Source organism: Pseudomonas sp. B22(2017) (assembly GCF_002113105.1).
Taxonomy (GTDB): Bacteria; Pseudomonadota; Gammaproteobacteria; order Pseudomonadales; family Pseudomonadaceae; genus Aquipseudomonas; species Aquipseudomonas asiatica.
In genome coordinates this window covers 1-14,438 of the sequence record NZ_NEJN01000016.1, presented here as the reverse complement: position 1 = coordinate 14,438, position 14,438 = coordinate 1, and the positions used below count along the sequence as shown (strand labels likewise).

At 62.7% G+C, this 14,438-nt stretch carries 16 protein-coding genes; 4 read left to right on the top strand and 12 right to left on the bottom strand.

Annotation, left to right across the window (positions count from 1 at the left end):
* Window positions 1-5: 5 nt before the first annotated feature.
* Window positions 6-749: a LytTR family DNA-binding domain-containing protein gene (locus tag CAG18_RS23490; protein WP_015268539.1), complete on the bottom strand. Its 744-nt coding sequence runs from the start codon at window positions 747-749 to the stop codon at window positions 6-8.
* 298 nt (window positions 750-1,047) lie between these two features.
* Here CAG18_RS23490 and argH point away from each other — a divergent pair, with 298 nt between their 5' ends.
* On the top strand, window positions 1,048-2,442 hold the full coding sequence (gene argH, locus CAG18_RS23480) for an argininosuccinate lyase (RefSeq protein WP_015268538.1): 1,395 nt from the start codon (window positions 1,048-1,050) through the stop codon (window positions 2,440-2,442).
* A gap of 132 nt (window positions 2,443-2,574) precedes the next feature.
* Here the strand turns inward: argH and CAG18_RS23475 are convergent, their stop codons facing one another.
* On the bottom strand, window positions 2,575-3,237 hold the full coding sequence (locus CAG18_RS23475; protein ID WP_015268537.1) for a glutathione S-transferase: 663 nt from the start codon (window positions 3,235-3,237) through the stop codon (window positions 2,575-2,577).
* 147 nt (window positions 3,238-3,384) lie between these two features.
* Between CAG18_RS23475 and CAG18_RS23470 the strand changes: the two genes are divergently transcribed.
* Together CAG18_RS23470 and CAG18_RS23465 are read left to right on the top strand one after the other, a co-directional pair.
* Window positions 3,385-3,687, top strand: coding sequence for a hypothetical protein (locus CAG18_RS23470; protein ID WP_015268536.1), 303 nt, complete (start codon window positions 3,385-3,387; stop codon window positions 3,685-3,687).
* A gap of 70 nt (window positions 3,688-3,757) precedes the next feature.
* Window positions 3,758-4,003 carry a TIGR02647 family protein gene (locus CAG18_RS23465; protein WP_015268535.1) on the top strand — a complete coding sequence of 82 codons (246 nt, stop codon included), beginning with the start codon at window positions 3,758-3,760 and terminating at the stop codon, window positions 4,001-4,003.
* A 133-nt stretch (window positions 4,004-4,136) separates the two neighbouring features.
* Here CAG18_RS23465 and CAG18_RS23460 read toward each other — a convergent pair whose 3' ends face one another.
* Window positions 4,137-6,080, bottom strand: a complete 1,944-nt coding sequence (locus CAG18_RS23460) for an FTR1 family protein (RefSeq protein ID WP_085721665.1) — start codon at window positions 6,078-6,080, stop codon at window positions 4,137-4,139.
* A 320-nt stretch (window positions 6,081-6,400) separates the two neighbouring features.
* Here CAG18_RS23460 and CAG18_RS23455 point away from each other — a divergent pair, with 320 nt between their 5' ends.
* Window positions 6,401-6,856: a transposase gene (locus CAG18_RS23455; protein WP_015268533.1), complete on the top strand. Its 456-nt coding sequence runs from the start codon at window positions 6,401-6,403 to the stop codon at window positions 6,854-6,856.
* Between the two features lie 210 nt (window positions 6,857-7,066).
* Here the strand turns inward: CAG18_RS23455 and CAG18_RS23450 are convergent, their stop codons facing one another.
* The 9 genes from CAG18_RS23450 to CAG18_RS23410 all read right to left on the bottom strand — a co-directional run bounded on the left by CAG18_RS23450 (window position 7,067) and on the right by CAG18_RS23410 (window position 14,154).
* Window positions 7,067-7,318, bottom strand: a complete 252-nt coding sequence (locus tag CAG18_RS23450; protein ID WP_025337270.1) for a DUF3077 domain-containing protein — start codon at window positions 7,316-7,318, stop codon at window positions 7,067-7,069.
* Window positions 7,315-7,590 (bottom strand): hypothetical protein, encoded by a 276-nt coding sequence (locus CAG18_RS23445; RefSeq protein ID WP_085721664.1) that lies wholly within the window; start codon window positions 7,588-7,590, stop codon window positions 7,315-7,317. Before CAG18_RS23445 ends, CAG18_RS23450 begins: the two co-directional genes overlap by 4 nt.
* A gap of 378 nt (window positions 7,591-7,968) precedes the next feature.
* Window positions 7,969-8,253, bottom strand: coding sequence for a helix-turn-helix domain-containing protein (locus CAG18_RS23440; protein ID WP_003260206.1), 285 nt, complete (start codon window positions 8,251-8,253; stop codon window positions 7,969-7,971).
* A 13-nt stretch (window positions 8,254-8,266) separates the two neighbouring features.
* Window positions 8,267-8,593 carry a type II toxin-antitoxin system RelE/ParE family toxin gene (locus tag CAG18_RS23435; protein ID WP_054573368.1) on the bottom strand — a complete coding sequence of 109 codons (327 nt, stop codon included), beginning with the start codon at window positions 8,591-8,593 and terminating at the stop codon, window positions 8,267-8,269.
* Window positions 8,594-9,121: 528 nt separating this feature from the next.
* A complete protein-coding gene (locus CAG18_RS23430) occupies window positions 9,122-10,540 on the bottom strand; it encodes an efflux transporter outer membrane subunit (protein ID WP_054573367.1) in 1,419 nt (472 codons plus the stop codon).
* The gene (locus tag CAG18_RS23425; RefSeq protein ID WP_039614279.1) at window positions 10,537-11,412 is read right to left on the bottom strand and encodes an HlyD family secretion protein; all 876 of its coding nucleotides are present in this window, start codon (window positions 11,410-11,412) and stop codon (window positions 10,537-10,539) included. The genes CAG18_RS23430 and CAG18_RS23425 overlap by 4 nt, the downstream gene beginning before the upstream one ends.
* Window positions 11,409-11,621 carry a DUF1656 domain-containing protein gene (locus tag CAG18_RS23420; protein WP_003255905.1) on the bottom strand — a complete coding sequence of 71 codons (213 nt, stop codon included), beginning with the start codon at window positions 11,619-11,621 and terminating at the stop codon, window positions 11,409-11,411. The genes CAG18_RS23425 and CAG18_RS23420 overlap by 4 nt, the downstream gene beginning before the upstream one ends.
* Window positions 11,618-13,705 (bottom strand): FUSC family protein, encoded by a 2,088-nt coding sequence (locus CAG18_RS23415; protein ID WP_085721663.1) that lies wholly within the window; start codon window positions 13,703-13,705, stop codon window positions 11,618-11,620. Before CAG18_RS23415 ends, CAG18_RS23420 begins: the two co-directional genes overlap by 4 nt.
* A complete protein-coding gene (locus CAG18_RS23410) occupies window positions 13,702-14,154 on the bottom strand; it encodes a MarR family winged helix-turn-helix transcriptional regulator (protein ID WP_054573365.1) in 453 nt (150 codons plus the stop codon). Before CAG18_RS23410 ends, CAG18_RS23415 begins: the two co-directional genes overlap by 4 nt.
* Between the last annotated feature and the right edge of the window lie 284 nt (window positions 14,155-14,438).

Genomic DNA, 14,438 nt, shown 5'->3' with positions numbered 1-14,438 from the left:
CAGGCTCAGAGGGTTTGCATCATCTTGCGCACACCGGCCACATGGCGCCGGCTGACGGTCAGGGCGTCACCGTCCAGGCCTTTCAGGTATAGCTGGAAATGCCCCAGCGGCGTGCGCTGCAGGCGTTCGATACGCTCACGGGCGACCAGGGCATTGCGGTGGATACGCACGAAGCGTTCGCCAAACTCGTCTTCCAGGGCCTTGAGCGGCTCGTCGAGCAACACTTCCCCGGCCTCGTGGCGCAAGGTCACGTACTTGTGGTCGGCAATGAAATAGATGACCTGGGGCAAAGGGATCAGCTCGATGCCTTTGCGCGTGCGGGCACTGATGTGGCTACGCGGGCCGCCGCCTTCGTTGGCCGGCCTGGTGAGCGCCGCCAACTGGGCGCGGTTGGGCTTTTCGGCCTTGCGCAGGGCATCGCGCAAGGCCTGGGCCTGGAAAGGTTTGGTCACATGGCTGAGGGTACTGTCCTTGAAAGCCTCGGCACCGTATTCATCGTCCCCGGTGCAAAACACCACCGCCGGAGGCGCCTCGCGCTCGCACAAGCGAGCAGCAACCTGCAGGCCATCCAGGCCTGGCATGCCGATGTCCAGCAGGACCACATCGGGCTTAAGGCTTTCGATCAGCGCCAAGGCCTCCTCGCCGTTGGTGGCGCTAGGCTCCAGCACGGTGTAACCCTCCAGTTCGCCGAGCAGCCGGCTAAGGCGCTCACGGCCTTGGGGTTCGTCATCAACGATCAGGACATTCATAATTGCGCTGGATTCCTGAATGAGTCTCGCACAGGTATAGCGTAGACAGGTATGGTTCGAGCGACACTAAGGTCACGCTCTAGACCGGTGCGAAGGCCAAAGATTCACTCGGCCGGCAGATTCACTGCCAGTCCTCCTGTCCAACTGTAGACGGTCCGTGGAACACTGCCGTTCATTCCTGCAAATCCTTCTCTATCGTTTTCCGCGCAATTCTGTCGACCAGCGCCCTGCGGCGGCCGGCCCAAACCCTGCTATCATCGGCGCCACTTTTTCGTTCACGCCTGCAATGAGTGAATCCATGAGCACCGACAAGACCAATCAGTCCTGGGGCGGCCGCTTCAGTGAACCCGTCGACGCCTTCGTCGCCCGTTTCACCGCCTCGGTCGATTTCGACAAGCGCCTGTACCGCCACGACATCATGGGTTCGATCGCCCATGCCACCATGCTGGCGCAGGTCGGCGTGCTCAGCGATGCCGAGCGCGACACCATCATCGATGGCCTGAAGACCATCCAGGGTGAGATCGAAGCCGGCACCTTCGACTGGCGCGTCGATCTCGAAGACGTGCACATGAACATCGAGGCACGCCTGACCGACCGTATCGGCATCACCGGCAAGAAGCTGCACACCGGCCGTAGCCGCAACGACCAGGTGGCCACCGACATTCGCCTGTGGCTGCGCGACGAAATCGACCTGATCCTGGCCGAGATTACTCGCCTGCAGCAGGGCCTGCTGGAGCAGGCCGAGCGTGAAGCCGAAACCATCATGCCCGGCTTCACCCACCTGCAGACGGCACAGCCGGTCACCTTCGGCCATCACCTGCTGGCCTGGTTCGAAATGCTCAGCCGCGACTACGAGCGCCTGGTCGACTGCCGCAAGCGTGCCAACCGCATGCCCCTGGGCAGCGCCGCGCTGGCAGGCACCACCTACCCGATCGACCGCGAGCTCACCTGCAAGCTGCTGGGCTTCGAAGCCGTGGCCGGCAACTCGCTGGACGGCGTGTCGGACCGCGACTTCGCCATCGAATTCTGCGCCGCCGCCAGTGTGGCGATGATGCACCTGTCGCGCTTCTCCGAAGAGCTGGTGCTATGGACCAGCGCGCAGTTCCAGTTCATCGACCTGCCAGACCGCTTCTGCACCGGCAGCTCGATCATGCCGCAGAAAAAGAACCCGGACGTGCCGGAACTGGTACGTGGCAAGAGCGGCCGTGTGTTCGGCGCCCTGACCGGCCTGCTGACCCTGATGAAAGGCCAGCCGCTGGCCTACAACAAGGACAACCAGGAAGACAAGGAACCGCTGTTCGACGCCGCCGACACCCTGCGCGACTCGCTGCGTGCCTTTGCCGACATGATTCCGGCCATCAAGCCCAAGCACGCCATCATGCGTGAAGCGGCCCTGCGCGGCTTCTCCACCGCTACCGACCTGGCCGACTACCTGGTACGCCGTGGCCTGCCGTTCCGTGACTGCCATGAGATCGTGGGTCACGCGGTGAAGTATGGCGTGGAAACCGGCAAGGACCTGGCCGAAATGAGCCTGGACGAACTGCGCCAGTTCAGCGACCAGATCGAGCAGGACGTGTTTGCCGTGCTGACCCTGGAAGGCTCGGTGAATGCCCGTAACCACATTGGTGGTACCGCACCGGCGCAGGTGCGTGCGGCCGTCGCCCGCGGCAAGGCGCTGCTGGCTTCGCGTTAAGGCCTCAAGGCGAGGGCTTTGCCCTCGATCGCCGGCAAGCCAGCTCCCACAGGTATGGCGTGACCCTCAAGGTAAGCGCTGTAACTGTGGGAGCTGGCTTGCCGGCGATGGGCTGCGAAGCAGCCCCAGCTTTTAGCGTTTACCGCTGCGAATCATCTCCATGAAGGCCGGCATCGCCGCCTCCTTGTCCGCCACGATCCGCGCCATGTGCGGGTTGTCACCCATCAGCTGCAGCAACGCCTTGGCCTGCGGGAAGTCCGCCAGGAAGTCGATGTTCAGCACCTTCTTGCCCACCGCGTAGGCCAGGTCGACCGAGAAGCAGAACATCAGGTCTGCCAGGGTCAGTTGCTCACCCGCCACATAGGGGGCGAAGCGGCCGTTACGCTTGAGCGTGGCAAAACCGGCCAGCAGATCCGCGCGAGCTTTTTCCTTTATCAGTGGCTCGACCTGCATGCCAAAGAAAGACTCGGCATAGCAGGTACGCGCCGGCAGCTCGATGTAGAGCTCGATTTCCTTGAGCAGCTCACGCACCTTGGCCTGCCCGAACGGGTCGGCAGGCAGCAGCGCCTTGCCGCCCTGGGTCTGCTCGATATAGTCGAGAATCACACTGGTTTCGCTGAGGAAGCCGTGTTCGGTCTGCAGCACCGGCACCTTGCCTCGCGGGCTCACTTCCAGCGCCTGTGGCGCCTGGCCGCCATAGAAGATGACTTCTTCGAAGGGCAGGCCTTTTTCCAGCAGGGCCAGCTTGACCATGTTGTAGTAGTTGCTGACCGAGAATCCATGAAGCTTGAGCATGAGGTAACAGCCTCCAGGCCGTAAGGGGTTGGCCCGGCTTTTATAGACCGTACGACCGCCCCTGACCAGCGTCATGCACCCTGTCAATGCCCGGGCATTGCCGCCACGGGCGTGGCACACTGTGCATCCCATCACAGGAGTACCGCCATGAGCGAGCCCACCGAAATCGACAATGACGACGACGAAGCCTTCGCCGAGGCAACGCTGACCCAGGCTATCGAGAACCAGATAGAAAGCGGCGAGCCGCCTGCGGCCAAGGCCACCTTCAACAAGCTGACCCTGGTTGGCTATGAGCGTGAAGACATTCTCAACCTGATGGCCCATGTGCTGGCCTTCGAGATCGACAACATGCTGGTGGAAGACCGCGCGTTCAACAGCGAGTGGTATGAAAGCGCGCTGCGGGCGCTGCCAGAGTTACCACCTGAGATGGATCAAGGCGAGGACGAATAACCCGGCTACACTCGAAGATCAGGCACCGTAGAACGGTGCCGTCATCCTTGTCTGGAAGTCAGGAGTCGCCATGCCTTTTACCCCCGATCTGATTGCTGAACTGGAAGTACTTTCGCTGTTCAAGCACGACAGCAGCCAGGAAGGCATCAAGATTCACAAGAACGCTTCCCCTGCCCTGGTAGCCGCCGCGCAACGCCTGCATGAAAAGGGGCTGACCGATCAACCTGATGGCGGCTATCTGACCAGCCTGGGTCATGACGCTGTCGAAAGTGTCCAGTTGCTGCAGAACATTCTCAAGGCGCCACAGCCGGCCTGAACTGATAATGCCAGGGGCTGCCTTGCAGCCCATCGCCGGCAAGCCGGCTCCCACAGGTACAGCAAATGGCTTGAAGCCGATGCGGTCGGAGTGGGAGCTGGCTTGCCGGCGATGGACCGCAGCGCGGCCCTAATCAGTTGGCCGCTGCCCTGCGCCTTTCCGCCAGGCGCGAGCGCCCGTACAGGAACACGATGGCCAGCAAGGCCAGCGCCTGCGCCGAAAGCGAGTAGGCGTCAGCGTGAACCCCCAGCCAGTCGAACTCGAAGAACGCCACCGGCCGCGTGCCAAGTACCCCGGCCTCTTGCAGCGCCTTCACGCCATGCCCGGCGAACACCACCGACAAGGCACATAGCAGCGCGGCGTTGATACTGAAGAACAGCGACAGCGGCAGCTTGGCCGAGCCACGCAGGATTACCCAGGCCAACCCCACCAGCAGCACCAGCGCCGTGGCGCCACCCGCCAGCACCGCCTGGTGCCCGGCTGGGCCGGCCTGCAGCCACAGGGTTTCGTAGAACAGGATCACTTCGAACAGTTCGCGGTAAACCGAGAAGAACGCCAGCACGGCAAAACCGAAACGTCCGCCACCACTGACCAGGCTGCTCTTGATGTAATCCTGCCAGGCGGCAGCATGGCGGCGGTCGTGCATCCACACGCCAAGCCACAGCACCATCACCGCGGCGAAAAGCGCCGTGCAGCCTTCCAGCAGCTCGCGCTGGGCGCCACCAACGTCGATCACGTAGGCTGCCAGCGCCCAGGTTGCGAAACCGGCCACCAGCGCCAGGCCCCAGCCGATGTTGACGCTGCGCACCGCCGACTGCTGGCCGGTATTGCGCAGGAAGGCCAGGATCGCCGCCAGCACAAGAATCGCCTCCAGGCCTTCGCGCAGCAGGATCAGCAAGCCGGATACAAAGCTCAGCGACCAGCTCAGGCCATCGCTGCCCAGCAGTTTGGAAGCCTGCTCGAGCTTGGCCTTGGCTTCGCTCAGGCGTTGCTCGGCCTGGGCCACGGGCAAGCCGTCCTGCAGCGACTGACGGTAGGCCATCAGCGATTTTTCGGTGTCCTTGCGCGTCTGGGTGTCGATGTTGTCCAGCGAGCTTTCCACCAGCTCGAAGCCTTCCAGGTAGGCCGCTACTGACAGGTCATAGGCCTGGTCGTGATCACCTGCGCGGTAGGCCGCCAGGCTCTTGTCCAGAGTGCTGGCGGTGTATTCGAGCAATTGCGCCGGGCCACGTTTGACCTGCGGCGGCTGCGCGCGCTGGGCGCGGAACGCCTCCACGGCCGTGGCACCTTCGCTGGCGGCGACTTCGGCCGGGGTCTGGCGGGCCAGGTCGGCGATGTTCCAGGTCTTGTCGCCTTTGCCGGCTTCTGGTTTGGCGGTGAAGCTGGCGATGTAGGCAGCCACATCCCAACGCTGGCGGTCGTCCAGCTGGTCGGCAAACGAAGGCATCTCGGTGCCATCGATGCCTAGGGCCAGGGTGTTGTAGAGGTCGAACAGGCTCAACTGGTCGAGGCGCGATACATCGCGCAGGTTGGCGGGTGCAGGCTCCAGGCCCACGCCGGCCGGGCCGTCGCCGGCGCCAGTTTCGCCGTGGCAGATCGAGCAGTTTTGCGCATACAGCGAAGCGCCACGGGCCGGGTCCGGGGTAATCACCGGAGCCTGACTGACCTCATAGGCTACCGCCAGGCGAGCACCCAGCTGGCGGGCCTGCCTGGCAACAGCCGGGCCGTCCTGGCGCTGGTCGATGGCCTGGCGCAGCGCCTGGACGCCCTGCTCCAGGGCTGCTTGTTCAGCATGCGCAGGCAGGCCTTTGACCAAGTCGGCCAATACCGCGCTGAACTCCTGCTGCTCGCGGTATTCACCATCGTCGATCACCTTGCCGTCTTGCACGGTGGGCGGGTAGTCGGCGCCAATGTAGTCCAGCAGGTGCAGGGCCTTGGTGGCCTCGGCGGGGGCTTCGGCCAGCGCCAGGGTGCTGCACAGCGCCAGCACCGGGCCGAGCAAAATAACCGGCAGCCAGGCAAGCAGACGGGAACGGGTTTTCATGGCCAGTCTCGAAGGGAATGCGAAAGAGAACATTGTTCACTCCCACTTTGCTTCACTCAAGGGTGCTGGGCGGATTTCATGAAAAATCTTGGTACAAATCAGATGAAGAGGGGGGGATGCGCTGAACCTGCGGGAAATTCTGTCTTGTGTTGCCGGTTCGGGCCTCATCGCTGGCAAGCCAGACTCCCACAGGTATTGCACATGGCTTGAGGGAGATGAGGTCGAGGTGGGAGCTGGCTTGCCGGCGATAAAGGTTGCGCCGATGTCACTGGAAACACCGGGTACCAATTGATTGGTTATTCGCAGATCCATAGCCACTAGCCTGAGGAGCAAACCATCAGGAGACAGGGAACATGGATCGTCCCCACTCAGACCAGTTACGGCTTGGCCGTTTTTCGGAAACCAGTCGATTGTATCTGCTTACCAGCACAACCCTCGACCGGGCCCCAATATTCAATGACTTTCACTCGGCCCGCTTTCTGGTTGCCGAGTTGCGCCAGGCTGAAGAGGAAGGTGCCGTCAGATCGCTGGCCTGGGTGGTGATGCCAGATCATTTTCATTGGCTGGTCGAGCTTGGACCGGGCAGCCTGAAGCGCTTGATGCGCAGGGTGAAATCTCGCAGCACCATGATGATCAACAGGTATCAAGGGCGAAGCGGCCAGCTCTGGCAGAAGGGATTTCATGACCGGGCATTGCGCCGGGAGGAGGATGTGCAGGCGGTGGCGCGGTACATCGTCATGAATCCGAAGCGGGCAGGATTGGTCGCGAGGGTGGGGGATTATCCGCATTGGGATGCAATTTGGCTTTGATGGGGCTTTGCCTTTTGCCTGTCAGGGCCCTATCGCCGGCAAGCCAGCTCCCACAGGGTACACATCAGGCCTGTGGCAGGCGCTGACCTGCCTGGGCCTCATCGCCGGCAAGCCACACAGGTAAGTCACAGGACTCGATAGCAGTGGCGTACAGGTGTGGGAGCTGGTTTGCCGGCGATGGGCCGCATAGCGGCCCCGGGGTCTTTAGGGTTATTGAAGAACCTTGTTCATCCCCCGCTCCATATCATCGATCAAGGCCTTGGCCATCTCGCTTAGTATCCGCGCAGCGCTACCGGCAATGCGGTCGTTTTCCATTTCCGCTTCGGTGGTCAGGTGGCGAATACAGCCCAGCAGCACAGATAGCTGCGAGAAAGCATGGCTGAACGGCACATTTGGCTGCAGGCGGAACAAGTCGAAGGTTTCCACTCCTGCGGTTGCAGAGTCTCTGGGGTCATTGCTCATCGAGTCGCTCCTTGATCGTGGCGGGTTGCATGGGTGCGGTCGCACACGGCATTGATCAGGCGGCAGAGCAATCGAATATTCATGCCCATGGCATTGCGCGTGTCGCCGGGAGGGTTGTCGAGCAGGACTGTGGTGGTGTGGTCGATCGTCAGGGTGAGAGCGCTGATCAGCTCTTCGCAGTCTTTGGGGCTGAGAGGATCGATTAGTGAGAGCGCGGGAGGGTCGAGCAGAAGCAGATCGGTAACTGGTGGATCGGGGACGAGCTTGTTCATGGCAGAACTCCGTATGGGGGATTGAACTGCTCTCCTCCTTGTCTCACGAAGTTGGGTGGCAGTCGTGCACGGTGTGAGACACGGGACATACGGTAACCCCGGCCAGACCGAAGCCTGTCCGCACACGACCGCCATAAAGCGGTGCTACCGAATGAAATCCGGGTGTCTCACGCCCGATCGCCTTGCGAGGCGACCCCACGACAGTATTCCGGGAACACTTTCCAGCCAAGACAGCACCTTCCGACAGGTGCTGTAGGATAATTCGACAGGGCATCCGAACTGAAGCATTTGGTTTCAGGTTCGGAAATGTCTTACGACGCCTCAGTTCGGTGCGGGTTGAAAACGGCAAGGCCTGGCCCTCATGGTCCAGCCACCGATTCAGGCGAGCTTTTCCTTCACCGTGAAATCCACTTCCAGATCGGCATTGGCCAGCAGATTTACCAGGGCATCCAGGGAAAACTTGTCAATCTTCCCATTCAAAAGCTCACTCAAGCGCGGTTGAGTGACATGTAGCCGACGCGCCGCATCCTTCTGAGGTAGATCCCAGGCACGCACCGTCTTGACCAAAATCCGCATCAACTGCGAGCGCAGCCGAAGGTTGTCGGCCTCTTCTGGCGTATCAGCCAACGCGTCCCATACAGATGCCGAGCGTTCATTCGCCATTGTTGATCACCTCTCAGTCCAGCGACTTGAAACGGGCTTTCGCCACATCAATATCGCGCTTATCCGTCTTTTCAGTTGTCTTGCGGAATGCATGCAGGACATAGACAGCCTCCGGGCGGTTCACAACATAGAACACGCGAAAAGCACCGTCTTTACACTTGATGCGGATCTCCCGCACACCCTGCCCCACATTCTCCATCGACTTCCAGTCGGTAGGTTCTTCACCGGACTGGATCAAGTCCAGCTGATACCCAGCCCGCTGCCTCGCCGCTGGTGGGAACCTGCGCACATCATCCTTGCTGCCGCCTACCCATTCGATAGGCTTCTGACCGTCCCACATGCCGCATACCCCTTCGCCATTGCTCCAATCGCCAGCTGCGCTTGCGCCTCATGCCTCACCCGTGTGTTTGGTCATGCCGCTGCACCTTTCTGGCGTACATGGCAATGCACAGATTCCAGGAGCCTGCACACAAATTATATCGATACCGATATAACATCAAGCCTGTAAATGTCCATTATCGACACCTACTAGAACAGAAAGGAATGGGCAACAGAAGTGAGGCAACTCACCTGAAAAGGCGAGCCAAGGACATTAAACCTGGTGTGCTTCCCAGCCAAGACAGCACCTTCCGAGAGCTGCTGTAGGATAATTCGACAGGGCGTCCGAACTGAAGCATTTGGTTTCTGGTTCGGAAATGTCTTACAGCTCTAGAACCTAGGCGAGGGCTTTGCCCTCGATCGCCGGCAAGCCAGCTCCCACAGGGTACGCACCAACTTCGAGGCATGTACAAGCCGGCTACAACAGGTGCACCACAGGCCTCAAAAGCGGTGGAGTACCTGTGGGAGCTGGCTTGCCGGCGATTTGGCCTCAAGGCTTGGCGGTGCCCTTCCAACCCCCACCCAACGCCAGGAACACACCAATCTGCCCCTGAGCCACTTGGCTATTGGCCGCTGCCAGCTGCGCGCGCATGTCGGTGTAGGTGCGCGTCGCCTGCAGGTCGGCCAGGAACGATTCACGCCCCGCCTGGTAATACCGGTGCGTCTGGTCCGCCGCTTCCTTGGCCGATTTCTCAGCCTCGGCCAGCGCGTCACGCCGATCCAGCAAGGCGCTGTACTGCGCCAGGCGGGTCTGGGTCTCGCGAATGGCGTTCAGCACTACCCCATCAAAATTCGCCAGGGCTGCCTGGGTCGAGGCTTCGGCCATGCGAATGCGGGCACGGGTGCCGTTGGTGGGGATGGTCCAGCTGATCTGCGGGCCAAAGCCCCAGCGGTTGGTCGACGGATCACCGAGGTTCTCGAGAATACCGATGGTACCAACCTGGGCGCCGATGCTGATGTCCGGGTACAGGGCACCAGTCGCCACGCCAATGTAGGCGGTGGCAGCGGCCAGCTGCCGTTCGGCCTGGCGCACGTCTGGACGGCGCTTGAGCAACGCCGCGCCATCGCCCACCGGCACCAGCTGGTTCAGGTGCGGCAGCTCGGCACAATCGGCAGTGCCGGCAGGCAGCTGATCAACCGGTTTTGCCAACAAGGCAGCCAGTGTGTACATACCGGTCTCGCGCTCCGCCTTGAAGCGTGGCAGTTCGGCGCGCAAGGATTTGAACTGGGTCTGCGAGCGGGTGACCTGGGTTTCGTCGCCACGCCCGGCATCACGCAGGCGCTGGTTGAGCTTCACGCTCTGCTCCTGCAGGTCGAGCGACTCGCGGGCAATGTGGTATTCCTCGTTGGCCGAGCACACCTGGGTGTAGGCCTTGACCACATCCGCCACCAGGGTGATGCGGGCGGTATCGGCGGCGGCCTGCACTGCGTCGGCATTGGCCTTGGCCGCCTCGGTGCCACGCTTGAAAGTACCCCACAGGTCGAACTGGTACGAGGCACTGATGATGGCTTCGCCGATGTTGGCCACCGGCACTTTCTCTGGCAGCAGGAAGGCCTCGCCCGATTCCTGCAGGCGCTGGGCGCCAAGTTTGACGCCGCCGTTGAAGCCACCTTGCGACTCAGCCACTTCGACCTGGGCGCGCGCCTTGGCAATGTTGGCGGCAGCCACGCGCAGGTCGGTGTTGGCACTCAGGGCCTGGCGCACCAGCTCGTTCAGCCGTTGATCCTGATAAAGCTGCCACCAGTCCTCGGGCACCGGCGCCGATACCACACTGTCGGCATCCTGGCGCAACGGGCCGTTCAGGTCGCTGCGTTGCACCGCCGCGTCCTTCGGCACCTCATAGTCGGGGCCGACCATCATGCAGGCCCCCAACGACAGGCACAGCCCCGCCAGGATCAGCTGTTTCATGGGCGCTGGCCCTCGATGATCGACACCGTGGCGGTTCGCCCGGCAATCATGCGGAAGTCTTGCGGCACTTCATCAAAGGCGATGCGCACCGGAATACGCTGGGCCAGGCGCACCCAGCTGAATGCGGGGTTGACGTTGGGCAACAGGTTGGCGCCACTGCTGCGGTCGCGGTCTTCGATGCCGGCGGCGAAGCTTTGCACATGGCCACGCAGGCGGGTGTTGTCGCCCATGACGCGAATGTCCACGGCATCGCCGATGTGGATACCGCCAAGCTTGGTTTCCTCGAAGTAGCCATCGACGTGGTACGAGGCGCTGTCGACCACCGAGAGCACCGGGCGGCCGGCGGTGACGAATTCGTGATTACGCGGTGCACGGTCGTTCAGGTAACCGTCCACCGGGCTGCGCACCACCGAGCGGTCGAGGTTTAGCTGGGCGGTATCGACGGCCACCTGCGCCTCGCTGACGGCAGAGCGGGCACGGGCCTCGCGGGACTGGCTTTCTTCCAGCTGCTCGGCGGCCACCAGATTGCCCAGCTTGCGGTTGCGCTGCGCTTCGCGGGTGGCCTGGGCCAGGGTTTCCTGGCGCTCGCCCAGGGTCGCCTTGGCCTGGCGCAGGGCCAGGGTGAAACGGTCCTGATCGATGGTGAACAGCACATCGCCGCGCTTGACGGTCTGGTTGTCACGCACCTCGACCTTCTGGATCAGCCCGGACACGTCCGGGGCAATCTGGATCACGTCGGCGCGGATGTGCCCGTCGCGGGTCCATGGGGCGAACATGTAGTACACCACCATCTGCCACACGAGCACGGCGGCGAAGGTCACTACCAGCAAGGTCAGGACCACGCGGCCCAAGGTCAGCAAAGGTTTTTTCATGGCAGCATCAGGTTTCGGCAAAAGTGGTCCACCGCACCAAGCAGCACGGCATACAGGGCAACGTTGAACAACGCCCGGTGCCAGACCAGGCGGTAGAAATGCAGACGCACCAGCACCGCGTGCACCCCGAGGAACAGCAGGTAGGTGCCAAACATCATCACCAGCAGCGTGGGCAGGAATACCCCACTGATATCCAGTTCACCAATCACAGGGGCGCTCCGTCGAGGCCGGGGGGCAGTTGCGGTTGTTCGGCTGGTTCGAGCATCACCTCCACGCCCGGCAGCAGCGCCAGGCGCAGGCCGCTCAGCGCGTGCAGCAGGTGGGTACGGGCATCGCCGCGCTCGTACAGTTCATCCAGGTTCAGCGCCAGGCGCGCGCGCTCCATGTTGCGCAGCAGCGCGGCCGGGGCGTGCAGGCGCTCGCCGGCACGCAGGCAGGCGGCGTAGTGCGCGCCAACTTCCTCGACCACTGTGTTCAGGCGCTCGCGAGCCTGCTGCCCGGCACGCGGCATATAGGCCAGCAGGTCGAGCAGGTTCAACCCCACGCGCAGGTCGCGCAGTGCCACCCCGCTGTCCTGGCCGGTTTGCGACAGACGCGGCAGATGCTGCATCAGGCGGTCTAGCATCTGCACGCCGACCTGGCGGTGCTCGGCCAGGGTGGCCGGCTCGGTCATTTCAACGATGTCGCGCCAGGCGAAGCGGGTCATGCGCTTTGCCGCCAGCTCCACACCGAACGGTCGCATCACCAAGGTCCAGATGAAGGCGAACAGCAGCCCCACGGGGCCAGCCAGGTTGGAATTGAGGAAGGTGAAGAAGTCAGCGTCGTAGGCACCCTGGATGCTGATGAAGGTCGAGGTGTTGACGATGGTCAGCAAGGTACCCAGGTAGAAGCGCGGCTGCACGGTCAGGGTGCCAACGCAGATGAACGGCACGGCAAAGGCCAGCACCAGCATCGGGAAATCGTGCAGGTTGGGCAGTATCAGGAACAGGTAAAGGCTGGAGAAGATGACCGACATCAGCGTCCAGAAGAAGAACCTGTAGATCTGCGGCGCCGGGTCGTCCATGGCGGCGAAGAAGCTGCACGACACGGCGGCGAGGATCACTGCGCTGGCGCCGTCGTTCCAACCCAGGCCAATCCACAGGCCGCAGGCGACAACGATCGCCAGTACGGTTGAGGCCACCGAATACAGCATCAGGCCACGGTCGAAGAACGCCGTCAGGCGGCCCAGGCGCCAGTGGCGGTACACCGCGCGCCAGGGTTTGGAGTCGTCGCTGCGCAGGGCATGTTGCAGGCTGCAGCAGTCCTGCCACAGGTCGGCCCATTCGGTCAGGCGGTACAGAGCGTTGGACAGTAGCAGTTCGGCGCGCTGGTCGAGGGCAGCGGCGCCCGGCTGCAGGCGCTCGATCTGTTCGTGCAGGGCGGTCCAGCGGGCGACCGAGGCGCTGTCGACAGTGCCCTTGAGCCATTCGCGGGCGGCATCGAGCAACGGTTGCAACTGGGCGAACTGTGCCGGGGCGCGGCCTTCGAGGGCGACCAAGGCGTCGTCGAGGGCATCGATCACGGGCAGCAGGTGGATCATGCGCCCGCGCAACTCGCGGGCATTCTTCAGGGTGTGCGGACCGGCACCTTCATGGCCGAGCTGGCCGATCATCAGCTCCAGCGAGTTGAAGGTGGCAACCATCGCCCCGCGCATGCCGCCAACCTGGTCTGCGCTGGCTTGGCGGGCCAGGTAGGTGTCGCTATAGCGGATCGCCTCGGTGAACCAGCTACCAGTGGCACCGACTACAACCGGCGCCAGCCGGCGTGGCCAGAAGATCGCCCCGACCACCGCCGCGCAGACGATCCCCAGGCAGATTTCCTGGGCGCGGGAAGACGCCACGTCGAACACAGCAAGCGGGTTGTCGACCACCGCCAAGGCAATCATCGGCAAGGTGTAGCCGGCTAGCATCAGCACGTAGTTGTTGGCGGTGCGCAGGTTCAGCGAAAGGAACAGCAAGGTGCCGGTCCACAGGGCGATGGCGATGCTCAGCAGCAACGGCGACTGCACCAGCGGTGGGACCAGGAAAATCGCCCCGCCGGTGCCGAGCAGCGTGCCCACGGCACGGTACAGGGCCTTGGAGCTGGTGGGGCCAAGGAACGGGCTGGAAACGATGTACACCGTGGCCATGGCCCAATAGGGGCGCGGCAACTGCATGAGCAGGGCGATGTACAGGGCGATCATGGAGGCGGCAAAGGTACGCACGCCATAGAACCAGTCGCGGGCCGGGGGCACCGAGCTGAAGAAACCGCTCATGCTGTCCCGCCTGTGTTGCCCAGGCCGGCGGCTTCGAAGGCACGCAGCACGCGCAAGGCGGCTTCCAAATCGGCCTGGTCGATGCCATGCAGCACCTCGCGGCGCAGGCGCACCAGTTCGGCTTCGATGGACTCGGCCAACGTGCGGCCTGCGGCGGTCAGGCTCAGGGCCTTGGCGCGGCGGTCCAGCGGGTCCTCGCTGCGGCATACCAGGCCGGCCTTGCACAGTTGGTCGAGCAGGCGCACCAGCGACGGGCTTTCCAGGCCGGCGGCCTGGGCCACGGCCACCTGATGCACGCCGTCACCCAGGCGCACGATCATCAGCAACGGCGCGGCGCAGGCCTCGGAAATGCCGTAACCGGTCAGGGCGGTATGGCAGATGCGCCGCCAATGGCGGGCGGCAACCACCATGCCGCTGCTGACTTGCAGGCGCAGGAGATCAAGGGACATGACAGGAACCAAGGATATTCATAGTTTGCTAACTATCAATATACGCCTTTGCCTCCCCCTTTCGTCAACCGGGGGTGACGGATAGCCTGGGTGAAATGTTGTTCATGCTTTTGTCTTACTGGCCCTTTCGCGGGCTTGCCCGCTCCCACAGGGACCTCCCTCACAGGACCTGAAGTTTGTGCAATTCCTGTGGGAGATTCTATGGTTTTCAGCAAGCCAGTTTCTCGCCTTTGGTGACATATTCGTCCTGATTTTTCATCAGGGCGAATGCCACCCGCGCGAGC